The organism is Vibrio sp. AIC-3, from assembly GCF_013114515.1.
GTDB lineage: Bacteria > Pseudomonadota > Gammaproteobacteria > Enterobacterales > Vibrionaceae > Vibrio > Vibrio crassostreae_C.
In genome coordinates this window covers 123,153-146,784 of the sequence record NZ_VTXG01000010.1, presented here as the reverse complement: position 1 = coordinate 146,784, position 23,632 = coordinate 123,153, and the positions used below count along the sequence as shown (strand labels likewise).

Genomic DNA, 23,632 nt, shown 5'->3' with positions numbered 1-23,632 from the left:
AGTAGTACAGATAGCAGCAGTTAGAGTTGTTTTACCGTGGTCAACGTGGCCGATAGTACCAACGTTTACGTGCGGTTTCGTACGTTCAAATTTTTCTTTAGACACAATCGTGTTCCTTCCTAGTTATGATTCGCCACGTTCATTATTGAGCGAGACGCGCCAGAAATTGCTATTTTATGCGCCAACTCTCGTTAGCGCAATATTTGGACGCATTGTTCTTTCAAAAAATGAAAAAAAATGCCTTCCTTTTGTTTAACCACGCTCTGCAATGATTGCTTTTGCAACATTGTTAGGCACTTCAGCGTACTCACTAAACTCCATAGAGTAAGAAGCACGACCTTGTGTCGCAGAACGTAAATCAGTTGCGTAACCGAACATGACAGACAACGGAACTTGTGCACGAATTATCTTCAGGCCAGCTGTCCCCTCGTCCATACCTTCGATGATGCCGCGACGACGGTTAATATCGCCAACAACGTCACCCATCCAGTCTTCTGGAGTAGTTACTTCAACTTTCATCATAGGCTCAAGCAGAACCGGTTGCGCTTCAAGTGCACCCGTTCTGAAAGCCATAGAGGCAGCGATTGTAAACGCCATCTCACTTGAATCTGTTTCATGGTAAGAACCATCATATAGTGTAGCTTTGATATCCAAAACTGGATAGCCAGCAAGCACACCATTGTTCATCTGCTCTTCAACGCCTTTAGCAACTGAAGCGATAAACTCTTTCGGTACGATACCATTGGCAATTTCATCCACAAAGACAAAGCCTTCGCCAGCTTCTGATGGTTCTAGTTTCAGCCATACGTGACCGTACTGACCTTTACCACCATGTTCACGGATAAATTTACCTTCCGCTTTCGCTGTACCACGAATAGTCTCACGGTAAGCCACTTGCGGGTTACCAACGTTGCAGTTCACGCTAAATTCGCGCTTCATACGGTCAACGATGATATCTAAGTGTAGTTCACCCATACCAGAAATCAGAGTCTGGCCAGTTTCCGCATCCATATCAACGCGGAACGATGGGTCTTCCGCTGCTAGTTTACCTAGAGCGATAGTCATTTTATCTTGATCAGCTTGAGAGCTTGGCTCTACAACGATCTGAATAACTGGGTCTGGGAACTCCATGCGCTCAAGAACAATCTTATGGTTCTGGTCACAAAGGGTTTCACCAGTAGTCACATCTTTCAGGCCAATGATGGCTGCGATGTCACCTGCTCGTACTTCTTTTACTTCTTCTCGCTTGTTTGAGTGCATTTGAACAATGCGACCTAAGCGTTCACGTTGTTTCTTCACAGAGTTATAAGCTGTTTTACCGCTTTCAACAACACCAGAGTAAACACGGATGAAAGTTAAAGTACCAACGAATGGGTCTGTTGCAATCTTAAATGCTAGCGCTGAGAACGGTTCTTTGTCGTCTGCGTGACGCTCTGCTTCGTTCTCATCTTCATCGATACCTTTAATTGCAGGTACATCGACTGGAGAAGGAAGGAAATCAACAACTGCATCTAGAACAGCTTGTACACCTTTGTTTTTGAATGCACTACCACAAGTAGCAAGTACGATTTCATTATTAAGGGTACGAGTACGAAGACCTTGTTTGATTTCAGCTTCTGTTAGTTCACCTTCTTCAAGGTACTTATCCATCAGCTCTTCATTTGCTTCTGCTGCAGCTTCAACAAGTTCTGTACGATATTCTTCAGCCATTTCTTGCATGTCTGCAGGAATATCTTCGTACGTGAAAGTCATGCCTTGGTCAGCTTCATTCCAGTTAATTGCCTTCATCTTGATAAGATCGACAACGCCTTGGAAGTTTTCTTCAGCACCAATGTTCAGTTGAATTGGAACAGGAGTTGCGCCTAAGCGGTCCTTGATCTGTTCAACTACGCGCAAGAAGTCAGCGCCGGTACGGTCCATTTTATTAACGAAAACCATACGTGGAACTTGGTACTTATCAGCTTGACGCCATACTGTCTCTGACTGAGGTTCAACACCAGATGAGCCACAGAACACAACAACTGCACCATCAAGCACACGCAGAGAACGTTCTACTTCGATTGTGAAGTCAACGTGTCCAGGAGTGTCGATGATGTTAATACGGTGGTCCGAGAACTGAGCTTCCATACCACGCCAAAACGTAGTGGTTGCTGCTGAAGTGATCGTAATACCGCGCTCTTGCTCTTGCTCCATCCAGTCCATGGTTGCTGCACCATCGTGAACTTCGCCGATTTTGTGAGAAAGACCGGTATAGAACAGAATACGTTCACTTGTGGTTGTTTTACCTGCATCTACGTGAGCAACGATACCGATATTACGGTATTGCTCTATAGGAGTTTTACGAGCCACGGTTGAATCCTCTTATTAGAGACTTAGGGACTATTGCTATGTCTAGATTAGGCGTTAAAAGCGATGCTTCGCTAAAAATTGCTTGCCCTAGAAATAGCAATAGTTCCTAGCATAAGCATAGGAACTAAAGAAGTGCTGCAAGGAACCTTGCAGCACTAAAAAGGTATTACCAACGGTAATGTGCGAACGCTTTGTTTGCGTCAGCCATGCGGTGAACGTCTTCACGTTTCTTAACCGCAGTACCTTTGTTCTCAGACGCGTCTAGCATTTCAGCAGCTAGGCGTTGAGCCATAGATTTTTCACCACGCTTACGCGCAGCTTCAACTACCCAACGCATAGCAAGAGCGTTACGGCGAACCGGACGAACTTCTACAGGTACTTGGTAAGTTGAACCACCTACACGGCGAGATTTAACTTCTACCGCTGGGCGAACATTTTCAAGAGCTTCTTCAAATACAGCTAAGTGGTCTTTACCAGACTTCTCAGCCATTGAATCTAGTGCAGTGTAAACGATTTTTTCTGCAGTAGATTTCTTTCCGTCAACCATAAGGATGTTAACGAATTTTGCCAGCAATTCAGATTTGAACTTAGGATCTGGAAGGATCTTACGCTGACCTATTACGCGACGACGTGGCATGGATATTCTCCGTTGTCTTCTTCAGGTTTTTTCCAAAACTTTTCAGAATAATAAATAAAATAGTGTTTGGCCTTACTTAACGATTTCTTTTTAAAAAAGAGAATCAATTAAGACTTAGGACGTTTCACACCGTACTTAGAACGACCTTGTTTACGGTCGTTAACGCCAGCACAGTCAAGTGCGCCGCGAACAGTGTGGTAACGAACACCCGGAAGGTCTTTTACACGACCGCCACGGATTAGTACAACACTGTGCTCTTGTAGGTTGTGGCCTTCACCGCCGATGTACGAAGTTACTTCGAAACCGTTAGTTAGACGTACACGACATACTTTACGTAGTGCCGAGTTAGGTTTTTTAGGTGTAGTAGTGTAAACACGAGTACATACACCACGTTTTTGTGGGCACGCTTCTAGTGCAGGCACGTTGCTTTTAACAACTTGCTTTACACGAGGTTTGCGAACCAACTGGTTAATAGTTGCCATTAACTAGCTCCTGAAATTTACTTGAAAGTAAGCTTTGTGAAAAATCTATCCCTAATCACAAGTCGTAATTAGGGACGCAAAATTCTATTCAGCAGTGGGAGGTGTGTCAAGAAATATACAGATCTTTTTTAGCCGTCTAGAGCTCAGGATGGTCTACTTTTAACCAAACTGATAAAACACAGCTACCAAGTGACTGATTTGTCGTTCAAAACCGTCAGTTTAACGAAGCCATCGAAGTCAACTTGATCAATGGTACTTGAGACAAGTAGTTGTAAACCTCGGCTATCGAGATCTGGTTTTAACACCGACACCTGCTCTACTGCGCAGATTTGAGTGAATAACTCATGATTGGGAAGGCAAACATACACCGCATCTTCCACCAAAAGATACTGATCTTGTGGCTGAGAATAGGTCAATGCGAGTTTAAGTTTGTCGACTGATTTTACAATATGAAGCATAGCGTCCCCTAGAAAGTCAGTATCTGTTGGCACTGAGCTAACTTCTGCGTTAACTCGTCGGCTTCAACGGTGGTCACATCGATCAGCAGGTTGTCTGCTGAAAGACCAAACTGACTCAGACTACGCTGACACACATACACCTGTTCGATGTCGTACAGGTCCATAAGTTTGAATGCAGAGATGTAGTCACGCGATAGTGTTTCGTCGGGCTGCTGCGCTTTGAGAAGCTGTGTCACGCCATCGCCAACAAAGAACACGGCAATGTCTTCACTATATGCGGACGCAGCAAGCAGGGCGTCTAACCCTTCTCTACCCGCAGCGGTCGTATGAGGGAAACTGTTAAATATAAAGGCTAACTTTCTCAAAACTGCACAACCCTATCTTGCGTTAGTAGCGCTTCCGATAAGCTCCCTAATCCGGCTTGAGTAAATCCAGTGGCTAGGTTAGAGGCACTTAGTTGATGTTGCTCTGCTTCTTCAGAGCTAATCACTCCGCGTCTTAGCGCAGCTGCCACACAGGTTTCAAGGCTAACATCGTGTTCATCAGCCAGCTTTTGCCAAGCAGAAGCTAAATCAAATTCATCGTTAGCCGGTACGGTAAGGTCTGAGCCGTTACTCACGCCATCTTGATAGAAGAACACACTGTGAAGTTTGTGGCCCTGTTTAATCAGAGCCACGGCAAACTGGTAGGCACTTCTTGCTGACTGTGAGCCATAGACTGGCCCATTCACTAGGAGTGTATAGCTTAGCAACCCTCTTCATCCTCTGTTTTACGTTGGCGGATGTATAGGTACACGGTGTGCTTAGAGATGTTCAGTCGCTCAGCAACGCGGTTGATCGCGTCTTTAATATCGAAAATACCTTTGTCGTACAGCTCCATCACGATCTGACGGTTCTTAGTATTGTTCGATACCGATTTGTCAGCGTTAATTTCTTCAATGGTGCGTTCAACCGTTTGGTCGACAAGTTCTTCAACGTCACTAGCGAAGTTAACCGATGATGCGGCTTCGTCTGCGTCTTGTGTAGGCATGAACGATTGCAGCACTTGTGAGAATGGCGCGTCTAGATTCACGTTAATACACAGTAGGCCAATCACTCGGTCTTCACCGTTGCGGATAGCAACCGTGATCGACTTCATCAACACTCCGCCTTTAGCGCGAGTGAAGTATGAACGTGAGAAGTTACGCTTAGAACCTTCAATATCTTTTAGCATCTTCAATGCAAGATCGGTGATCGGCGAGCCAACCTGACGACCTGTATTTTCGCCGTTGGCAATTTTAATCGCAGAAGTATTGAGGTCTTCTAAAGAGTGCAAAACGATTTCACAAAACGGACCAATAAGGCTCGCAATACCGTCAACAACGGCCTCATAAGATCTTAGAATGATTTTATCGTGTTCACTGAATGGCATAACGTGGACTGATTCCATTTCAAGTAACACATCTGCATTGACTGTTTCTGTAGTAGTCACTTATTCCTTACCTTCGTGTGAAAAATCAACAAATTTATGTAAGTTTATCAGAAAATTTTAATTGCACACCTAGCTAACATTGCAACTAGTGATTTAGAACAAGTTTAAAAATCAAATACTCATCTTCAAATCATAAAAAAGCCTAACTCAAAGTTAGGCTTTTTATTCAATCAACGTATTTTAGTACGAGGCTTTTAACCGATATTACTGTGCAGGAGCTGCTTCAGCGTTATCGATGTTTAGTAGTTCTACTTCGAATACTAGCGTTGAGTTAGCAGGGATAGTCGGTGTGTCTTGCTCACCGTATGCTAGCTCTGGCGGGATAACGAACTTGTACTTAGAACCAACTTGCATCAGTTGTACGCCTTCAGTCCAGCCTGGGATTACGCGGTTTAGTGGGAATGTTGCTGGTTCGCCACGATCGTAAGAGCTGTCGAACTGAGTACCGTCTGTTAGCGTACCTTTGTAGTGTACTTGAACGGTATCAGTGTCTTTTGGAGAAGCGCCTTCACCAGGAGTCATTACTTGGTAAAGTAGACCAGATTCAGTTTGCTTAACGCCTTCAGTTTTAGCGAACTCAGCGCGGAAGTCATCACCGGCTTTCTTCACTTCTGCAGATTTTTCTGCCGCTTGTGCTTGCATCGTTTCAGCAACACGCTTGTCTAGAGCTTCAAGAGCTGCGCGAGTTTCTTCTTCGTTAAGTGCTGTTTTCTCTGCGAATACGTCTTCGATACCTTGAAGAACCATATCTTTGTCTAGGTTGATACCTAGCTCGCTTGGCTTATCAATGCTTGTGCTTAGGTAGTTAGCGAAAGATACACCGATTGCGTAAGCCGCTTTGTCATCTTCTGTTTTAAAGTTTACTGCTTCAACTTTAACTTCTTCTACCTGTGGAGCTTCTGCCTTTGGTTCTTCTTTCTGACAACCAACTGCTAGCATAACCGTTGCGGCAAGCAGTGATACTTTTAAAACTGATTTCATTGAATTCTCCAATTAATGGCCAAGCCATTGGTTATTGTGCACAAATCTAATGATTAGATTGGTGTGAATACGTTAGTTATAACAATATACTAGTCATATGTCTTTCGACACAAACCGGATTATTAGATGTGATGCGAATATTTTTCCACTCATTGCTATGTACAATTGTCATCACCTTGTTAAATGGTTGCTTTTTCTTCCAAGATGATGAGCAGCGTTGGGAAATTGAGCCCAATGGTGCCACCAGCTTTGCACTCAGCAGAGATGGACGCTTCGCCCTGCTCTACTCTCAGCAAAAGCAACTGCTCCTTTGGGACCTCGCCGAAGACCAAGAGTTGGCTCGGCTTGGTCCACAAGACCAGTTAGAAAACCAAGTATCGCGTATCCGTATCTCGGACAATGGCCGTTTTGCCATTACCGCTAGCCAGATGAACTTCGCCGTTTGGGACTTATCTTGGACTCAAGCACAAGGGCTCTGGTCTATCTCCGACGGCTTGATTCGCGATGTCGATATCTCTAGCAATGGTGAAAAAGTACTGCTTGGCCTTTCTAATGGAAAAGCCATCTATGTGGACTTAGTCACCGGACGCCGTCTGGAGTTCCTTGCTCACCGAGAAAAAGTGAATTCAGTCTCCCTCTCTTCTAATGGCCGCTACGCATTATCAGGCGGCAACGACTACAAAGCTTACCTTTGGGATACCGAGTCGGGCTTGGTGTTGCGCACCTTTGAGCATGAACAAAGAGTAGTACGAGTCGCGCTACAACGCGATGGTGAACTGGCTTTTACCTCTGATGGCGGCAATCAAGCGATGATTTGGGATCTTGAAACGGGCGAACCTCAAGCGCAATTGCAAAGCTGGTCTCGACAGTTGATTTTCTCGAGTGCGCGTTTTTCTGATGACGGCAGTATGTTGGTGACGGGCACACCATCCAGCCAAGTGAGTGTGTGGAATACTCAGGATGGCAAGCGAATTTCTCGCCACGATGCTGAGCCATTAAAAGATGCTCGCCCTCCTCGTGCGGTAGTGTATGATGCAGCCTTTGATGATAAGAACCGTGTGATATCGGGCACCTCTGCGGGCATTGCCCAAGCTTGGAATGTGGATTAAGAACGATGACAGAAAAGCGAGTTGAACAACTAGAAAGCCGCGTAAATGACCTAGAGTGTCAGCTAGCTTTCCAAGAACAGACCATTGAAGAACTCAATGAAGCGCTTAGCCAACAACAAATGTTAATCACGAGAATGCAAGATCAGATGAAGTTCGTGGTTGGCAAAGTAAAAAATATGGATGGCTCTAATCTAGCTGACGCATCAGAAGAGACGCCACCTCCACACTATTAAGTGCGGTTCAAAATAACCAATTAAATCTAACGACGCATATCGTTAGTTTCTCGTCCTCAATGTGTAAACACATTTCAGGACGGGACATAGAAAACTAAGAGGGCGACAGATACTTATCTGTCGCCCTTTTGTTTATTTCATCTCAGTGAATAAGCTAAAGCCAATTAAGCCGATACCAACTTAGTCGTCGGCATAAATCTTCACTTCAACACGACCTTGAGTATCAACGCTTGCACGATACATTCCTGAGCTGTTCATACCAAAATGTATATCGCCTTGGCCATCGATAGCGATCAAGCCACCTTCTCCACCCATGGTTTTCAATTCACCTTGAATGATCGTTTCACAAGCGGTGTGCACATCTTCTTTCAGATAACGCATTCGTGCTGCGACATCACTGGCGACCATTTTACGTAGGAAGAACTCACCCATCCCGGTTGTTGAGACGGCAACATTGCCATTTTCAGCGATGGTTCCTGCACCAATGATCGGAGAGTCACCCACACGACCGTATTTCTTATTGGTCACGCCACCGGTACTGGTTGCTGCCGCTAAGTTACCCGCTTGGTCTAATGCGACCGCACCAACCGTGCCGTACTTTTTATCGTCAGGGTATTTCTCAGCTTGCTGTTCATCATATTTCGCTTCAGACAGAGCAAAGATGCCTTTCTCTTTCATCGACTGAAGTTGGTCATAGCGGCGCTCAGTAAAGAAGTAGTCTTGCTCGGTAAAGGTGTAGTCATGCTCAAACGCAAACTTCTCGGCACCTTCACCAATCAGCAACACATGGTCGCTTTTCCGCATCACATCACGTGCAAGCTCAATTGGGTTTTTGATATGGCGAACGCCTGCAATAGCACCTGCATCCATTTCGCGGCCATGCATCACAGAAGCGTCCATCTCAACAAATTCATCATGCGTTAAAACAGAGCCCCTACCGGCATTAAAGTGCGGGCTGTCTTCCATCACCTTAACCGATGCCACTACCGCATCCAGAGCATCACCACCCAATTGCAATATTTGATAACCAGCCAAAACCGATTTTTCCAAAGCCTCGGTAATACCCGCTTTTAATTCATAGCTCATTTGCTCGCGCAAGATGGTTCCTGCACCACCATGAATGGCAATTGAAAAAGGCTGTGACATACAAACTCTCCACTGACGTCGTCTTATAATGTTGTGCTATCAATACCACATCCATGGTTCGATGTCTGATAACGAAAACCAAACTTTTACGAATGCTTAGATTTGCGGACACTTAGTTTGGTAGAGAAAAGCGAGGTCAAAAAGCGATACTCCTAAACGCAAAAAGCCTCCACAAGGGAGGCTTTCAAGATTCTTAAACTAAACCGTTAATTCGGTATTAGTGAGAACCACAGCTACCGCCGCCGCAGCAGCCGTCTTTTTTCTCTTCACCGTGGTCATGGCCTTCGCCACCACAGCAACCGCCTTCGTGGTCATGATCGTGGTCGTGACCGCCACAGCCGCCTTCTTGGTGTACGTGACCGTGTTGAACTTCTTCTTCAGTCGCTTCACGAACCGCTACAACTTCAACGTCAAACGTTAGAGTTTGGCCAGCTAGCATGTGGTTACCATCAACAACAACTTCGTCGCCATCTACTTCAGTAACTTCAACTGGGATTGGACCTTGGTCAGTATCAGCTAGGAAACGCATGCCAACTTCGATTTGCTCAACACCTTGGAATACGTCTGCAGGAACACGTTGAACTAAGTCATCGTTGTGCTCGCCGTAAGCGTCTTCTGGAGTAACAGTTGCAGAGAACTTGTCGCCAGCTACTTTGCCTTCAAGCTCTTTTTCAAGACCTGTAATTAGGTTGTTGTGACCGTGAAGGTAATCTAGTGGAGCTTCTGCAGTTGATTGGTCAACTACTACGCCATCTTCAAGTTTCACTTGATATGCAACACTAACTACTACGTTCTTTTCAATTTTCATGAGAGCTCCAAGGAGGTTTGGACTAAGCTCGAACAGTTGAGCTTAGGAAAAATTCTGTACCGGGATATTATGGGGATCAATTAACGAAACTCAATCATTCTGGCTTAAAAATACCGATCATTTCTTGATTCGCGTGTTCAGATTTCTCTACAGTTTTCGGTTTACGCTGTTCTGTGAAGTCACAATCGACACATTCCACCAGCTCGATATTATTTTCAATCCACCAACGGAGTGTGTCTTGAGTACTGCAACTTGGGCAGCTTGCCCCTGCGATAAAGCGTTTTTTCTGTTTCACGTTCATATCCTTTACTGCTCTGGATTCGCGGTTCTTCCCACTCACTTTATTGATAAGTTAAGCAGAGACCGCGTTTATTATTAGGTTAGTTCTATAGTCTGTTATTTCTATGCCCAAGCTCTATTTCTAAGCTCAAGCATGAGTTATCACTTCAAGCTACTGCCAATAGTTTCGAGATTGGTGATCGTTTTCCATCTCGTGTCCAAAGATCTCTTCAAGTTCTTTACGAGCCTCTTTCGCTCTTTGGGCTAACTCGGCATCTTCGTTATGCTGAGGCAGCAACTCTTTCAGCATACCATTATCCAACTTTCTAAAGTGTGCTTCTGCTCGCTTCGCTTTATATGGATGCATGCCAAGTTCAGTCAATGTTTGACGACCTAAATCCAATGCTCCAAGGAAGGTTTCACGCGAATAGTTACTCACACCGTGGTTAAGTAGTTGATACGCTTCAACACGGCTTCGTGCACGCGCCAAGATCTTTAAGCGTGGGAAGTGCTGCTTACATAAATCGACGGTTTTCATGATTTCATCAGGGGAGTCAGTACACAACACAATCGCCTCTGCTTTATCAGCACCGGCTGCGCGTAATAGCTCTAGGTGAGTCGAGTCTCCGTAAAACACCTTGTAGCCGAACTTTCTAAGGATGTGTATTTGGCTGGCATCACTTTCAAGGACAGTGATACGAATCTTGTTAGCGTACATCAAGCGACCGATGATCTGACCAAAACGACCAAAGCCCGCAATAATCACTCGAGGGCTGCGATCAACCACATCCGAAGACATCGCACTTTCACTGATTTGGTTCAGTTGACGAGCAAAGAACTTATCTTGCAGCTTAAGCATTAGTGGCGTGGTCACCATAGACAGGCTCACTACTACCAGTAAGAACGACACCTGTTCGCCACTTAAGATGCCCTGCGCACTCGCCGCGGTAAAAATAACGAAAGCAAACTCACCACCTTGGCTAAGAATCATCGCCATTCGGCTACGCGCTTTTGCCTGTGTTCCAAAGATACGAGCTAGCGCGTACAGCACTAAACCTTTCAACACCACGAGGGCCATTACAGCTATTAGTATTGCGAATGGGCTTTCTGCCAATAAACCTAGATTTACCGCCATGCCAACCGAGATAAAGAACAGGCCGAGCAGTAACCCTTTGAATGGGTCAATCGCAATTTCAAGCTCGTGTCGGTATTCACTTTCAGCCAGAAGCACGCCCGCAAGGAAGGTACCTAATGCCATCGATAAGCCAATCTGTTGCATGATCACGGCAATACCAATCACAAGTAACAGCGCTGCAACGGTGAATAACTCACGCACACCACTCATCACTACGTATCGGAAAAGTGGTCTCAACAAGAAGTGGCCACCGACCAGTAGGCCAATCACGCCACCCAGCATCCACAGCATGTCAGCCCAGCTACCGCCGGTATTACCCGCAAGTAGAGGCAACATTGCTAGCATTGGAATAACAGCGATATCTTGGAAAAGCAGTACTGCAAAGCCCGACTGCCCTGCTTCTTTGCCGCCGAGCTCTCGCTCTTCAATAACACGCAAGGCAATCGCAGTCGAAGACAGCGCCAAACCCATACCTATCACGAGACTGGTTTGCCAAGTTAATCCAAATAGACAGGCGATGGCGGTAATAATTAGAGTGGTGATCAGCACTTGCGCGCCACCGAGTCCTAGAATCGGCGCTCGCATCTGCCACAGTTTTTTCGGATTAAGTTCGAGACCAATCAAGAAGAGCAGCAGTACCACCCCGAATTCGGAGAAGTGTAGAATCGCTTCGACATCACTGATTAAGCCAAGCCCCCATGGGCCAATTGCCACGCCCGCTAATAAGTAACCAAGTACTGAACCCAAACCGGCGCGCTGTGCGATAGGAACCGCAACCACAGCAGCCGCTAAAAATATAACGCTACTTTGTAGAAAATCATTAGTCAGAGCCATCATTCGCTCCTATATCTTGTAGCGGGTCTCGCAGCCAATTTCGATACGCTTCTGCGTGTTGGTAAAGCGTCATATCCGAAACATTTCTCGCCCAGTGTAAAACCAAAGGGGATATCCAATTCATCTGACACAAAGCAGCGGTAAGCTCGAATGGTTGCAAGATCTCTTGTAATGGATATTTATTATAGCCTGCGGCACCAAACGCCTCTTCTTTACCACCGGTAGTAATCACACTGCGCCAGTGTTTGCCTTTAAGTGCGCTCTGCTCACCAAACGCAAAACCCTTGCCTAACACGCGATCAAACCACTCTTTTAACAATGAAGGGCAGGAATACATAAACAGAGGATGCTGAAACACGATCACATCGTATTGAAGGAGCAATTCATGCTCATAAGGCACATCGATAAAGAAGTCTGGGTAGATGGCGTAGAGATCATGAACTTTGACATGACCGAGCGACTCTACCTTCTTAACCATCATCTGATTAGCAATAGAGGTTTGCGGCTCTGGGTGCGCGTAGATGATCAACACCTTTGGCACGACTTTGTCTGTCGAGGGAGTATTACTCATTCCTTTGAAACATTCCTTTGAGGGCTAAACGGTGGCAAGGCCACAAGAATTTAAGCAAAAGTTATTAATATGTTATTGGCATCATAACGCAAATTGCATTGTGATCGACTTTTATCTGGTTTCAGCCTACTATGCAGGCGTCTGTTCACCTCTAATTTCTATGCTATTTCAATTATGATTACTTTCTCTGATATTCAATTGCTACGCGGCGGTAAGCCACTCCTCGACCAAGCATCTGCGACTTTTCACCCTGGCGACAAGATCGGTTTGGTTGGTAAAAACGGCTGTGGTAAATCTACGCTATTCGCCTTAATTAAGGACGAACTGTCTATTGATGCGGGTTCATTCAGTAAACCAGCCCATTGGGAAATGGCTTGGGTTGCTCAAGAAACGCCAGCATTAGAAAGAACAGCAATTGAATACGTGATTGATGGTGACCGTGAATACCGCGGCCTTGAAGATCAACTAGAGAAAGCTGAACAAGCCGACAATGGCACATTGGTAGCAGAGATCCACGGCAAGATTGAAACCATTGGTGGTTACAGCATAAAGGCACGTGCTGCCGAGTTACTGGATGGCCTAGGCTTTAGCCAAGAACAAATGACATGGAACCTGACTCAATTCTCAGGTGGTTGGCGTATGCGTTTGAACCTAGCGCAAGCCCTACTGTGTCGCAGTGACCTACTGCTACTCGATGAGCCTACCAACCACTTGGATTTAGACGCAGTAATGTGGCTCGAGCGTTGGTTACAAAGCTACCCTGGCACGCTAGTGCTTATCTCGCACGATAGAGACTTCTTAGACCCTATCGTCAACCGCATCGTGCACGTTGAAAACCAACAGCTCAATGAGTACACGGGTAACTACTCATCGTTCGAAACCCAACGAGCGCAAAAACTGATTCTGCAACAAGCGATGTACCAAAAGCAGCAGAAACAGATGTCTCACATGCAGAGCTACATTGACCGTTTCCGTTACAAAGCTTCAAAGGCTCGCCAAGCGCAAAGCCGTATTAAAGCGCTAGAGAAAATGGAACAAGTGCTGCCTGCTCAGTTTGATAATCCATTCAGCTTTGAATTTAGAGAACCAGACGCACTACCAAACCCAATCATGATGATGGATGAAGTATCAGCGGGCTATGATGACAATCTGATTCTAGAAAAGATTCGCTTGAACCTAGTACCGGGCAGTCGTATTGGTTTGCTTGGCCGAAATGGCGCTGGTAAATCAACACTGATTAAACTGCTTTCTGGCGAACTGAAACAGCAAGGCGGTGAACTGAGTTATTCGCAAGGCGTTAAGATTGGTTACTTTGCACAGCACCAGTTAGAAACGTTGCACCCAGAAGAAACACCGCTGCAGCACATGATGCAGATTGCCCCTAAACACACCGAGCAACAATTGCGTGATTACCTAGGTAGCTTCGGTTTCCAAGGTGAAAAAGCACTTGATAAAGTAGCACCCTTCTCAGGTGGTGAAAAAGCGCGTTTAGTTCTGGCGCTACTGGTATGGCAAAAACCAAACCTGTTGCTACTCGATGAACCAACCAACCACTTGGATCTCGACATGCGTCAAGCGCTGACTTTTGCCCTGCAGACATTTGAAGGCGCAATGGTTATCGTATCGCACGACCGTTACCTACTGCGTGCGACTACCGATGATTTATACCTTGTACACGACCGCCAAGTAGCACCGTTTGATGGTGACTTAAGCGATTACTACAAGTGGCTAACCGAGCAACAGAAAGTTGAGCGCAAAGAAGCACAAGCATTGGCACCAGCCAAAGACGGCGCCAACAGTGCAGCAGCGAAAAAAGAGCAGAAACGTAAAGAAGCCGAGTTCCGTAAACTGACGGCACCACTTCGTAAAAAGCTCACTCAATTTGAAAAGCAGATGGATAAATTAACGCAGGCTCTTGAAGAAGCTGAGCAAGAATTATCCGACACATCACTGTATGAAGCTGAAAATAAGGCTAAACTGAATAAAGTACTCGCTCTCCAAGCGAGCAGTAAGTCACAGCTAGAAGAAGTTGAAATGGATTGGATGTCCACTCAAGAAGAGCTTGAGCAGATGGAACAGGATATGGATAGCTTATGAGCCCAGAGCACGCCCCAATATCACTAACACTGGAACGACTATGGCAATTTAGCCTTCAGTATTACAGTGTGCGCGGTGTAAAGGATGCGTGCTTAGCTTTGCAAAACCAGTTCCACGGCAACGTCAATCTACTGCTGCTTCTCAAATGGCTTGATGAGCAGCAATTGTCTTTTGCTGAAGAAGAGTGGCATAAAGTTCAACAGTGTTTAAGCCGCTCTGAAACCCTGCTTCATAGCTATCGAGAGCTACGTAAACATCTCAAAGCACACGTTGTCGACTCTCTATACCGTGAAGCGCTAAAGTTTGAGTTACAGCTTGAAAAGCAACAACAGTCCGATCTGGTCGACTGTATAAACTCCCTACAACTGTACGCTAACCAGCAATCACCGCTCACTTTTCAGTACTGTCGTTTATTAGGGGCTGAAAACCTCTGCGACGCTTTTTCTGAACCAGCACCACAGCCCTAGCTCGTTCTCTTTCCCTTTTATTCAATCAAGATCCAAGCTTAACCTTGATATTATTCAAACGGTTACCCATAGCCTGTTTTTGTATCTCGTATAAGTGAAGCCTTGCGCTTATGCCGAGAATCAACCAAGCTCAAATAAAAACGTGGGCGTTTCGTTACAAACTCAACACGTTATCAAAACCCGTAAAAGAAGCATGGATCGTTTTTATGACAATATTTACCGCAGCTGCTGGTCTCTCTAATCCGCACTTACAAACCTTAGTGCCACGGTTTATTCGAAAGCAGGCGCTGTTTCATCCTCACTGGCAAACCTTAGAAACACCCGATGGTGACTTTCTTGATCTTGCTTGGAGCGAATCACCAGACGGTGACACCTCAAATAAGAATGATCGCAGTAGCAAGCCGATATTCGTTCTATTCCACGGTTTAGAAGGTAGCTTTGAGAGCCCTTATGCCAATGGATTAATGAATGCGTTTGCTAAAGATGGTTGGTTGTCCGTGATGATGCACTTCAGAGGCTGCAGCGGAAAACCCAATCGCCTGGCTCGCGCTTACCATTCAGGTGAAGTCGAAGATGCGCGCTTTTTTCTAAGACACCTGCACGCCCAGTTTCCGAATAACCCTAAGGTTGCGGTTGGCATATCTTTAGGTGGAAACATGCTGGCGAACTATTTGGCTGAGTACGCAGACTACCCATTGCTGTCGGCGGCGACAATCGTATCTGCTCCATTTGACTTAGCGTGTTGCTCGAGTCGTATTGAGCGCGGTTTCTCCAAGCTTTATAAGAAGTACCTGCTCAACTCTCTAAAATCGAATGCGTTAAAAAAAGTTAACCTGCTACAGGAAAAACTTGGCATCACAGCTGAAGCCATCAAGAACATCACCAAACTGTATGAGTTTGATGAACGAATCACTGCACCGCTGCACGGCTTCAAAAATGCCCAAGATTATTATGCGCAATGTTCTGCGCTGCCTAAGCTCAACAAGATTAAACTACCGACGCAGATCATTCATGCCAAAGACGACCCTTTCATGACCGATGATGTGATCCCAAAGTTCGTTCTACCCGATAACATCGATTATCGACTGTTCCAAAAAGGCGGACATGTTGGGTTTATTACTGGCAGCACACTCAAGCCAAGATTTTGGTTAGAAGAAGCCTTGCCTGCCTACTATGAAAGTATCCAAGATTCGGCATAATGACCGAGCCTTAGTAAATAGAAGCAAAACATTACTAAGCACACATATTTCTACATCAATAAACATATCTATGAACATAAAAGAGAGAAGTATTTATGATCATCCCATGGCAAGACATTGCGCCAGATACACTGGAAAACCTCATCAAAGAGTTCGTGCTGCGTGAAGGCACAGACTACGGCGACGTAGAGGTTTCACTGCAAAACAAGATTGACCAAGTGAAACATCAATTAGCTTCAGGAGAAGTCAGCATCGTGTTTTCTGAACTCCATGAAACCGTTGATATTCAAGTCACAAAACGCTTCTAAGCTGCGCTCATAAAGGAGCCGTGTTATAGTGGTAAACGATTGCTAACAAGTAAGTTACTCAAAAGACAAGGGTTGTCATGTCCGCTAAACATCCAATTATTGCGGTGACGGGTTCATCTGGAGCCGGCACCACCACCACCTCAGAAGCCTTCCGTAAAATGTTCAATATGATGGACGTGAAGGCCGCTTGGGTTGAAGGGGATAGTTTCCATCGCTTCACTCGCCCAGAGATGGATGTCGAGATCCGTAAAGCGCGCGAGCAAGGTAAGCACATCAGCTACTTTGGTCCTCAAGCCAACGACTTTGGTGCGCTAGAAGAGTTCTTCCGTAAATACGGTAACGAAGGTACAGGTAAAGTAAGAAGCTACCTACACACCTTCGATGAAGCCGTGCCTTACAATCAAATGCCGGGCACCTTCACGCCATGGCAAGAGATCCCTGAAAACTCCGATGTGATGTTTTACGAAGGCCTGCACGGCGGTGTGGTTGATGGCGACATTAACGTTTCTCAACACGTCGATTTGCTGATTGGCATGGTACCTATCGTAAACCTAGAGTGGATTCAAAAATTCGTTCGTGACACCCGCGATCGTGGCCACTCACGCGAAGCCGTAATGGATTCCATTGTTCGTTCGATGGATGATTACCTTAACTACATTACCCCGCAATTTTCGCGCACTCACATCAACTTTCAGCGTGTTCCAACCGTAGATACATCTAACCCTCTCAACGCCAAAGGGATTCCAAGTTTAGACGAAAGCTTCGTAGTTATACGTTTGCGTGGCATCAAAAACGTCGATTTCCCCTACCTTCTGGCTATGATTGATGGCTCGTTTATGTCTCGTCATAACACGCTAGTAGTGCCAGGCGGCAAGATGAGTTTTGCTATGGAGCTCATTGTGAGGCCAATCCTGCAACAACTCATCGAAACCGGAAAAATAGGTTAACAAAACGACATTCTGGTTGATTACTTTTCATACCGTGATCATGTGCACAATTTTGCGTAAAAAATCGTAGCTTGGTCACGATTAAAATCAAGAAATAGTACCTGAAAAAGGATACTATTCTTAAACGAAACACAAGATAGCTTGCAGCGCTCAACGAGTGCTCTTATCCTACAAGTCAATCCAGGCTTAGCTAAAATACGGAAAGCGGCAAGCATACCCTGCAGAGGAAGTGAGATATTATGGTTCTAGGTAAACCTCAAACCGATCCAACATTAGAGTGGTTCCTTTCACACTGTCATATTCATAAGTACCCTTCAAAAAGTACTTTGATTCATGCTGGTGAAAAGGCAGAAACCTTGTACTACATCGTTAAAGGTTCTGTGGCAGTTCTTATCAAAGACGAAGAAGGTAAGGAAATGATTCTTTCTTACCTAAACCAAGGCGACTTCATCGGTGAGCTTGGCTTGTTCGAAGAAGACCAAGAGCGTACAGCTTGGGTTCGTGCTAAATCTCCTTGTGAAGTAGCTGAAATTTCTTTCAAGAAATTCCGTCAACTTATCCAAGTGAACCCAGATATCCTAATGCGCCTTTCAGCGCAAATGGCAAACCGTCTACAAGTAACTAGCCAAAAGGTTGGTGACTTAGCGTTCCTTGATGTAACAGGTCGTATCGCTCAAACGCTACTAAACCTAGCGAAACAGCCAGATGCAATGACTCACCCTGACGGCATGCAAATCAAGATCACTCGTCAAGAGATTGGCCAGATCGTTGGTTGTTCTCGTGAGACCGTTGGTCGTATCTTGAAGATGCTAGAAGAGCAGAACCTAATTTCTGCACACGGTAAAACTATCGTGGTATATGGCACTCGTTAATCTCGATTAACTGAGCCTAAAATTTGAAAGCCACCAAATGCAAATTTGGTGGCTTTTTTGTTTTCTAAAGATCTACAAAGAAAATACGAATGAAACACCTACAGCTTCGAAGCGCAAACACTCTCGAAGCGAAGCCTATCTGCATCTTTAGGGTAAAGTCCGTACTCGTATCTTTCTTTAACCGTTAGTGCTTTCGAAGATCTTGTCAGCCGATGCTGCCACAAAACCGGTATAAAGCTCACCATTAGCCATCGCATAACGCTTAGCGAACTCATAGAAGCCTCCAGGAATCATCTCATTGCCCTCAACAAATGAAACTGGGACTTTATCTGCCATTGTTGATGATTGCTCTAATAAGACCTCTGGAGAGCCTTTAACCTGGCCACCAGATGCATTGATCGTGAAGCCTGACTCGCTCAGGTAGTCATTCACCGCCTGCACTTCATCAAATTCATTTAGCTGGTTCACACTCACCGTAAAGTGGTTTGCACCATATCCATGAGCCGCGAGCCAAGACGCGTATTCGCTTTCTTTTGCAAGCACTTGGAAATCTGCGAAGCTCAAGTCCCATAGACGACCACCAAACAAGAATTCATGGCCTTGAAGCTTGCTTACGTCGACTTGCTCAACCAATTTAGCAACGATCTGTTGTAAGTCACTTGAACACTCTTCGACCTTCAACTCACTAATGAACACTTTAGGTTGATTTGGATCTGGGTGCTCGTAATGCTTCGCGACTAGCTTCTTACTCTCAAACAAGTAATCGCCACACGCTTTATAACCTAGCTCAAGGAAAGGCTTAGCCAATGTTTCAATACCTAGCGGAGCAACATTGAAAGTACGCAGTGCAATGTGATCATTAATCAGAGCTTCGTCTTCTTTCAGCAAGTGATGTACTTTCTCAGCCGATGGACAAAGCCTGTGAATGTAATCGTCCCAAAGTGATTTAAAGAGTAGATCGGGCGTCATGGTGACTCCTTGTCAGAGGTTCTAGCAAGCTAGTAATTTGGATTAGAAAGGGAAAGGCTGAGACACAGAGTCAGCAGCCATCAGCCTGTGACATACTTTTCTATTATTATCTACCGCCCAATCTAGGTGTTGGGCGTGATGGAAAAAGGAAGCGATAACACCACTTCCTTATTACACAATTAACCAATGAATCTGTTATTCATGAACCTAGAGCTCATAAGCTTGTGATTCATCAAGTTATAGCTTAAAAGCCAAAACTACAGCTCAATACCTGGGCTAAACGTAGCTGGCAGTTGAGTCTCACCACCTTCCATTGAAGCCATAGGGTAAGCACAGTAGTCAGCTGCATAGTACGCACTTGGACGTAGGTTACCTGAAGCACCCGGACCACCAAATGGTGCATCACCACTTGCGCCTGTTAGCTGGCGGTTACGGTTAACAATACCCGCACGGATATGGTCAACGAAGTATTCCCATTCAGAATCATCTGTTGATACAAGGCCTGCAGACAAACCAAAGCGTGTGTCGTTAGCTAACTCGACCGCTTGCTCTAGCGATTGGTAACGAACCACTTGCAGCAATGGACCGAAGTACTCTTCATCTGGCAGTTCAGCAATATTGGTTGCATCGATAATGCCCGGAGAAACAAACGCCGCTTGACCCGCTTTTGCTTCTACTAGGCTGACACCACCTAACGATTGCAGATTAGCTTGCGCGTCTAGAATAAATTTAGCGGCAGCTTCAGAGATCTGAGGGCCCATGAAAGGAGCTGGTTCCGCGAAAGGCTGATCGACACGAATCTTTTGCGTAGCTGCGACCAGTTTATCGAGTAGCAGATCGCCCTTCTCGCCAACAGGCACGTACAAACGACGAGCACATGTACAACGTTGACCCGCACTGATGAACGCCGATTGGATAATGGTGTATACCGTTGCGTCTGCGTCACCATATTGGTCACTGATCACCATAGGGTTATTGCCACCCATCTCTAGTGCCAGCATCTTGCCCGGTTGGCCCGCGAATTGACGGTGAAGGATATGCCCCGTATTAGCACTACCTGTGAACAGCACGCCATCAAGACCTTTAGCATCGGCCAGTGCGATACCTGTCTCTTTAGCGCCTTGTACTAGGTTAATTACGCCAGCAGGAAGACCCGCTTCTTGCCATAATTTCATCGCAAACTCACCCGTCCAAGGTGTCTGCTCTGAAGGCTTAAATACCACGGTATTACCCGATAGCAGTGCAGGAACAATATGACCGTTAGGTAGGTGACCAGGGAAGTTATAAGGACCAAATACTGCCATCACGCCTAATGGACGGTGACGCAGTACAATCTGGTTGCCTGCCGCTTCACGAGAAGCTTCACCGGTACGCTCATGGTAAGCACGAATTGAAATAGCAATCTTGCCCGCCATTGCGCCCGCTTCAGTGCGAGTTTCCCAAATCGGTTTGCCCGTCTCTTTCGCGATGATTTGCGCGATTTCTTCGCTGTTCTCTTTAACTTTCTCAGCAAAGTTCAACACGATCGCTTCACGCTCTGCAAAGCTCAGTTTTTTCCAAACCAAGAAGGCTTCACGAGCTGCTGCTACTGCAGATTCAACCTGTGCTGGTGTCGCGCTATCACCCTGCCACACTACTTCATTGTTGTATGGGCTTACTGATGTCATGGCGTCACCTTGACCTGCCACCCACTGTCCTGCTATCCACTGAGTCATACTTCTATCCTTAAAATCTTCGACAGATAATCGCCGCTCTTATTGAGCCAACATGCGAACGAATTCGCCTTCTTTTACTTCAAGAGCGCTTGCTACTTCAGATGATAAAATCACTGTGTCGCTTGCTTGGTCATACGCACCTTTCGCGGCTACTGCGCGGAAGTTCTCAAACGAGGTATTACCAATTAGGAAGTCTTTAGAGCTAGAGTGCTCTGCAATTTGAACCTGTGCTCGAATTGAGTGACGCACAGATTCGATGTTTCTTAGATCACACTCAACCGTTGGGCCTGCATCAAAGATGTCGACATAACCACGGTTGGTGAAACCTTCACGTTCCAGCAACTTAAGTGCAGGGCGCGTATTGTCATGTACCTCTCCGATCACCGCTTGAGCTTCTTTGCTCAGTAGGTTCACGTAGATAGGTAGCTTAGGCATTAGGTCAGCAATGAAGCCTTTCTTACCAATACCGGTTAGGTAATCGGCAAGCGTGAAGTCAATCGAGAAGAAATGTTCTTGCAGCCATTGCCAGAAAGGAGAATTGCCTTCCGCATCTGATACACCACGCATCTCAGCAAAGATCGTTTTTGAGAAACGCTCTGGGTGCTCAGCCATCAGTAGGAAACGACACTTAGACATCAGTCGACCGTTTAAGCCTTTGCGGTAATCAGGACGTAAGAACAGCGTACAAATTTCGCTGCAGCCTGTGTAGTTATTACCAAACGTCAACAGCTTAACCACGTTATTCACTTTAAGGCGCTGTGAAGAGTGAACCACTTTACTGATGTGGTACGAGTAAAAAGGCACATCCCAGCCAATGGAAGCTTCGATACCCGTTGTACCAGCAACTTCGCCAGTTTCAGCGTCGAAACCCACCATTAGATAGCCTTCATCACCGGGTTCGGTCACGTCTGCTTTCGCAAAGCTGTATTCAGAATGGGTAATTCGGTTAGTTAACAATTCTTCGTTAACCGGAAGAGATGTGAATCCATGACCTGATTCAACTGCACAGGTGTGCAGCGCATCGTAATCAGACAGTTTTATTGGGCGAACAACTAGCATCAATATTCCCTCCAGATGCAAAATAGGCCCAAAACCAGAAGCTTGGGCCTTTAGCAGAACGTCATGGGATCGCTCTATTGGCGATCATTCCTATGACGCCGCTCAGGCTAAACTAGCGTAGCGATTGCTTTGTCTAGTTTTGATAAACCTTCTTCAATTTCTTGTTTAGTGATAACCAGTGATGGAGTAAAACGAACCACGTTTGCACCCGCAACCAGTACCATTAGGCCTTGCTCGCCTGCTGCTACTAATACGTCACGCGCACGCCCTTGCCATTCGTCATTCAGTGCAGCACCTAACAATAGGCCTTTACCACGAATCTCACTGAAAATTTGGTATTTGTCGTTAATCTTAGTTAGACCATCACGGAATAGCGCTTCACGCTCTTTTACGCCTTCTAGAGTCTCAGGTTGGCTAACTACGTCAACCACTGCTTCAGCTACCGCACACGCCAGTGGGTTACCACCGTATGTAGAACCGTGCGTACCAACCTTAAGGTGTGTAGCCAGTTCAGACGTCGTCAGCATTGCGCCGATAGGGAAACCGCCACCTAGAGACTTCGCTGTGCTTAGAATGTCTGGCGTCACGCCCAGACCTTGGTAAGCATAGAAGTTACCAGTACGACCATTACCTGTTTGTACTTCATCAAAAATCAACAATGCATTGTGCTTGTCACACAGTTCACGAACCGTATTCACGAACTCAGCCGTTGGAGAGATGATACCGCCCTCGCCTTGCAGAGGTTCCATCATGATGGCACAAGTGCGATCAGAGATATGCGCTTCTAGAGCGGCAATATCGTTGTAAGGTAGGTGAGTTACATCGCCAGGTTTTGGACCGAAGCCATCTGAGTAAGCTTCTTGACCACCAACGGTTACAGTAAAGAAAGTACGACCGTGGAAACCTTGTTTGAATGCAATGATTTCAGATTTCTCAGGACCGTGAACATCCGCAGCCCAACGACGAGCTAGCTTAAGTGCTGCTTCGTTCGCTTCTGCACCAGAGTTCGCAAAGAATACTTTTTCTGCAAAACATACGTCAGTTAGCTTCTTCGCTAGACGCAGTGCAGGTTCGTTAGTCATTACATTACTTAGGTGCCAAATCTTGTTTGCTTGCTCGGTAACAGCATTAACCATTGCTGGGTGACAGTGACCCAAACAGCTCACAGCGATACCACCAGCAAAGTCGATATACTCTCGGCCTTGTTGGTCCCAAACGCGTGCGCCTTCCCCTTTTACTGGGATCATTTCCATTGGGTTATAACAAGGCACCATCACCTCATTAAACAGACTACGTTCTACTTTATTTTCCACTGTCATCGTACATTCCTTCTCGATACCGCAAGCTTCGCAAATAAGCATAATGGTTCATAAGTGAGACAAAGATATTTTGTCTCGCCATAATCCCGCTGCAGCATTATATTTACATTTAATTAACCTTTTCAATAGTAGATTATTCTTTAGCCATCCCTTACAACCAGCTAAACGTCACTACCTATGACTATTTA

26 protein-coding genes are annotated in these 23,632 nt (G+C 45.7%); 8 read left to right on the top strand and 18 right to left on the bottom strand.

Annotated features, from left to right (window positions below):
• The 9 genes from F0229_RS09785 to fkpA form a co-directional block, all read right to left on the bottom strand.
• A partial coding sequence (locus F0229_RS09785) for a GTP-binding protein (RefSeq protein WP_238928544.1) occupies positions 1-105 on the bottom strand: 105 nt, incomplete at its 3' end.
• Positions 106-252: 147 nt separating this feature from the next.
• The gene (gene fusA, locus F0229_RS09780; protein ID WP_017061101.1) at positions 253-2,349 is read right to left on the bottom strand and encodes an elongation factor G; all 2,097 of its coding nucleotides are present in this window, start codon (positions 2,347-2,349) and stop codon (positions 253-255) included.
• A gap of 166 nt (positions 2,350-2,515) precedes the next feature.
• On the bottom strand, positions 2,516-2,986 hold the full coding sequence (gene rpsG / locus F0229_RS09775) for a 30S ribosomal protein S7 (protein ID WP_010435163.1): 471 nt from the start codon (positions 2,984-2,986) through the stop codon (positions 2,516-2,518).
• 107 nt (positions 2,987-3,093) lie between these two features.
• A complete protein-coding gene (rpsL, locus tag F0229_RS09770; protein ID WP_004737194.1) occupies positions 3,094-3,468 on the bottom strand; it encodes a 30S ribosomal protein S12 in 375 nt (124 codons plus the stop codon).
• Between the two features lie 182 nt (positions 3,469-3,650).
• Positions 3,651-3,926 carry a sulfurtransferase complex subunit TusB gene (gene tusB, locus F0229_RS09765; RefSeq protein WP_017063711.1) on the bottom strand — a complete coding sequence of 92 codons (276 nt, stop codon included), beginning with the start codon at positions 3,924-3,926 and terminating at the stop codon, positions 3,651-3,653.
• Between the two features lie 8 nt (positions 3,927-3,934).
• Positions 3,935-4,291: a sulfurtransferase complex subunit TusC gene (gene tusC / locus F0229_RS09760; protein WP_017063710.1), complete on the bottom strand. Its 357-nt coding sequence runs from the start codon at positions 4,289-4,291 to the stop codon at positions 3,935-3,937.
• A complete protein-coding gene (gene tusD, locus F0229_RS09755; RefSeq protein ID WP_017063709.1) occupies positions 4,288-4,677 on the bottom strand; it encodes a sulfurtransferase complex subunit TusD in 390 nt (129 codons plus the stop codon). Before tusD ends, tusC begins: the two co-directional genes overlap by 4 nt.
• Entirely contained in the window at positions 4,671-5,396 is a 726-nt protein-coding gene (locus F0229_RS09750) for a transcriptional regulator (RefSeq protein ID WP_004729851.1), read from the bottom strand. The genes tusD and F0229_RS09750 overlap by 7 nt, the downstream gene beginning before the upstream one ends.
• A 204-nt stretch (positions 5,397-5,600) precedes the next feature.
• Positions 5,601-6,377, bottom strand: coding sequence for an FKBP-type peptidyl-prolyl cis-trans isomerase (fkpA, locus tag F0229_RS09745; RefSeq protein ID WP_017066211.1), 777 nt, complete (start codon positions 6,375-6,377; stop codon positions 5,601-5,603).
• A gap of 131 nt (positions 6,378-6,508) precedes the next feature.
• Here fkpA and F0229_RS09740 point away from each other — a divergent pair, with 131 nt between their 5' ends.
• Positions 6,509-7,486: a WD40 repeat domain-containing protein gene (locus F0229_RS09740; protein WP_017066210.1), complete on the top strand. Its 978-nt coding sequence runs from the start codon at positions 6,509-6,511 to the stop codon at positions 7,484-7,486.
• Between the two features lie 5 nt (positions 7,487-7,491).
• Entirely contained in the window at positions 7,492-7,719 is a 228-nt protein-coding gene (locus F0229_RS09735) for a SlyX family protein (RefSeq protein WP_009848930.1), read from the top strand.
• Positions 7,720-7,899: 180 nt separating this feature from the next.
• Here F0229_RS09735 and F0229_RS09730 read toward each other — a convergent pair whose 3' ends face one another.
• From F0229_RS09730 to kefG, 5 genes are all read right to left on the bottom strand, one after another.
• Positions 7,900-8,865, bottom strand: coding sequence for an isoaspartyl peptidase/L-asparaginase family protein (locus F0229_RS09730; RefSeq protein WP_171732722.1), 966 nt, complete (start codon positions 8,863-8,865; stop codon positions 7,900-7,902).
• 217 nt (positions 8,866-9,082) lie between these two features.
• Positions 9,083-9,673 carry a peptidylprolyl isomerase gene (gene slyD / locus F0229_RS09725; protein WP_017063705.1) on the bottom strand — a complete coding sequence of 197 codons (591 nt, stop codon included), beginning with the start codon at positions 9,671-9,673 and terminating at the stop codon, positions 9,083-9,085.
• A gap of 94 nt (positions 9,674-9,767) precedes the next feature.
• Positions 9,768-9,968 carry a YheV family putative zinc ribbon protein gene (locus tag F0229_RS09720; RefSeq protein ID WP_019825339.1) on the bottom strand — a complete coding sequence of 67 codons (201 nt, stop codon included), beginning with the start codon at positions 9,966-9,968 and terminating at the stop codon, positions 9,768-9,770.
• A gap of 156 nt (positions 9,969-10,124) precedes the next feature.
• Complete coding sequence (gene kefB / locus F0229_RS09715) at positions 10,125-11,921, bottom strand: glutathione-regulated potassium-efflux system protein KefB (RefSeq protein ID WP_171732721.1); 1,797 nt, start codon at positions 11,919-11,921, stop codon at positions 10,125-10,127.
• Positions 11,908-12,492, bottom strand: a complete 585-nt coding sequence (gene kefG / locus F0229_RS09710) for a glutathione-regulated potassium-efflux system ancillary protein KefG (protein ID WP_102393032.1) — start codon at positions 12,490-12,492, stop codon at positions 11,908-11,910. The genes kefB and kefG overlap by 14 nt, the downstream gene beginning before the upstream one ends.
• Before the next feature lie 174 nt (positions 12,493-12,666).
• Between kefG and F0229_RS09705 the strand changes: the two genes are divergently transcribed.
• From F0229_RS09705 to crp, 6 genes are all read left to right on the top strand, one after another.
• Positions 12,667-14,589, top strand: a complete 1,923-nt coding sequence (locus F0229_RS09705; RefSeq protein ID WP_017061112.1) for an ABC transporter ATP-binding protein — start codon at positions 12,667-12,669, stop codon at positions 14,587-14,589.
• Positions 14,586-15,056 carry a TIGR02444 family protein gene (locus F0229_RS09700; protein ID WP_017066206.1) on the top strand — a complete coding sequence of 157 codons (471 nt, stop codon included), beginning with the start codon at positions 14,586-14,588 and terminating at the stop codon, positions 15,054-15,056. Before F0229_RS09705 ends, F0229_RS09700 begins: the two co-directional genes overlap by 4 nt.
• 206 nt (positions 15,057-15,262) lie before the next feature.
• The gene (locus tag F0229_RS09695; protein WP_102393048.1) at positions 15,263-16,255 is read left to right on the top strand and encodes a hydrolase; all 993 of its coding nucleotides are present in this window, start codon (positions 15,263-15,265) and stop codon (positions 16,253-16,255) included.
• Between the two features lie 95 nt (positions 16,256-16,350).
• Positions 16,351-16,563 carry a YheU family protein gene (locus F0229_RS09690; protein ID WP_055319914.1) on the top strand — a complete coding sequence of 71 codons (213 nt, stop codon included), beginning with the start codon at positions 16,351-16,353 and terminating at the stop codon, positions 16,561-16,563.
• A 77-nt stretch (positions 16,564-16,640) separates the two neighbouring features.
• Positions 16,641-17,510, top strand: a complete 870-nt coding sequence (locus tag F0229_RS09685; RefSeq protein WP_010435210.1) for a phosphoribulokinase — start codon at positions 16,641-16,643, stop codon at positions 17,508-17,510.
• 239 nt (positions 17,511-17,749) lie between these two features.
• Entirely contained in the window at positions 17,750-18,382 is a 633-nt protein-coding gene (gene crp / locus F0229_RS09680; RefSeq protein ID WP_004729651.1) for a cAMP-activated global transcriptional regulator CRP, read from the top strand.
• Between the two features lie 177 nt (positions 18,383-18,559).
• Here the strand turns inward: crp and F0229_RS09675 are convergent, their stop codons facing one another.
• The 4 genes from F0229_RS09675 to F0229_RS09660 all read right to left on the bottom strand — a co-directional run bounded on the left by F0229_RS09675 (position 18,560) and on the right by F0229_RS09660 (position 23,444).
• Entirely contained in the window at positions 18,560-19,351 is a 792-nt protein-coding gene (locus tag F0229_RS09675) for a DUF1338 domain-containing protein (protein WP_017066204.1), read from the bottom strand.
• 257 nt (positions 19,352-19,608) lie between these two features.
• Positions 19,609-21,066, bottom strand: coding sequence for a succinylglutamate-semialdehyde dehydrogenase (gene astD / locus F0229_RS09670; protein ID WP_017066203.1), 1,458 nt, complete (start codon positions 21,064-21,066; stop codon positions 19,609-19,611).
• A 39-nt stretch (positions 21,067-21,105) separates the two neighbouring features.
• Positions 21,106-22,125 (bottom strand): arginine N-succinyltransferase, encoded by a 1,020-nt coding sequence (astA, locus tag F0229_RS09665; RefSeq protein ID WP_017061116.1) that lies wholly within the window; start codon positions 22,123-22,125, stop codon positions 21,106-21,108.
• A 107-nt stretch (positions 22,126-22,232) separates the two neighbouring features.
• A complete protein-coding gene (locus tag F0229_RS09660; RefSeq protein WP_017066202.1) occupies positions 22,233-23,444 on the bottom strand; it encodes an aspartate aminotransferase family protein in 1,212 nt (403 codons plus the stop codon).
• Positions 23,445-23,632 lie beyond the last annotated feature (188 nt).

Bases quoted from the DNA above. Each gene is read 5' to 3' on its own strand.
- F0229_RS09700 (WP_017066206.1), top strand. From the start codon at position 14,586: ATGAGCCCAGAGCACGCCCCAATATCACTAACACTGGAACGACTATGG.
- kefG (WP_102393032.1), bottom strand. From the start codon at position 12,492: ATGAGTAATACTCCCTCGACAGACAAAGTCGTGCCAAAGGTGTTGATC.
- astD (WP_017066203.1), bottom strand. From the start codon at position 21,066: ATGACTCAGTGGATAGCAGGACAGTGGGTGGCAGGTCAAGGTGACGCC.
- F0229_RS09730 (WP_171732722.1), bottom strand. From the start codon at position 8,865: ATGTCACAGCCTTTTTCAATTGCCATTCATGGTGGTGCAGGAACCATC.
- slyD (WP_017063705.1), bottom strand. From the start codon at position 9,673: ATGAAAATTGAAAAGAACGTAGTAGTTAGTGTTGCATATCAAGTGAAA.
- F0229_RS09660 (WP_017066202.1), bottom strand. From the start codon at position 23,444: ATGACAGTGGAAAATAAAGTAGAACGTAGTCTGTTTAATGAGGTGATG.
- F0229_RS09675 (WP_017066204.1), bottom strand. From the start codon at position 19,351: ATGACGCCCGATCTACTCTTTAAATCACTTTGGGACGATTACATTCAC.
- rpsG (WP_010435163.1), bottom strand. From the start codon at position 2,986: ATGCCACGTCGTCGCGTAATAGGTCAGCGTAAGATCCTTCCAGATCCT.
- kefB (WP_171732721.1), bottom strand. From the start codon at position 11,921: ATGGCTCTGACTAATGATTTTCTACAAAGTAGCGTTATATTTTTAGCG.
- fkpA (WP_017066211.1), bottom strand. From the start codon at position 6,377: ATGAAATCAGTTTTAAAAGTATCACTGCTTGCCGCAACGGTTATGCTA.
- rpsL (WP_004737194.1), bottom strand. From the start codon at position 3,468: ATGGCAACTATTAACCAGTTGGTTCGCAAACCTCGTGTAAAGCAAGTT.
- F0229_RS09685 (WP_010435210.1), top strand. From the start codon at position 16,641: ATGTCCGCTAAACATCCAATTATTGCGGTGACGGGTTCATCTGGAGCC.
- tusB (WP_017063711.1), bottom strand. From the start codon at position 3,926: ATGCTTCATATTGTAAAATCAGTCGACAAACTTAAACTCGCATTGACC.
- crp (WP_004729651.1), top strand. From the start codon at position 17,750: ATGGTTCTAGGTAAACCTCAAACCGATCCAACATTAGAGTGGTTCCTT.
- F0229_RS09705 (WP_017061112.1), top strand. From the start codon at position 12,667: ATGATTACTTTCTCTGATATTCAATTGCTACGCGGCGGTAAGCCACTC.
- F0229_RS09740 (WP_017066210.1), top strand. From the start codon at position 6,509: ATGCGAATATTTTTCCACTCATTGCTATGTACAATTGTCATCACCTTG.
- F0229_RS09695 (WP_102393048.1), top strand. From the start codon at position 15,263: ATGACAATATTTACCGCAGCTGCTGGTCTCTCTAATCCGCACTTACAA.
- astA (WP_017061116.1), bottom strand. From the start codon at position 22,125: ATGCTAGTTGTTCGCCCAATAAAACTGTCTGATTACGATGCGCTGCAC.
- F0229_RS09735 (WP_009848930.1), top strand. From the start codon at position 7,492: ATGACAGAAAAGCGAGTTGAACAACTAGAAAGCCGCGTAAATGACCTA.
- F0229_RS09690 (WP_055319914.1), top strand. From the start codon at position 16,351: ATGATCATCCCATGGCAAGACATTGCGCCAGATACACTGGAAAACCTC.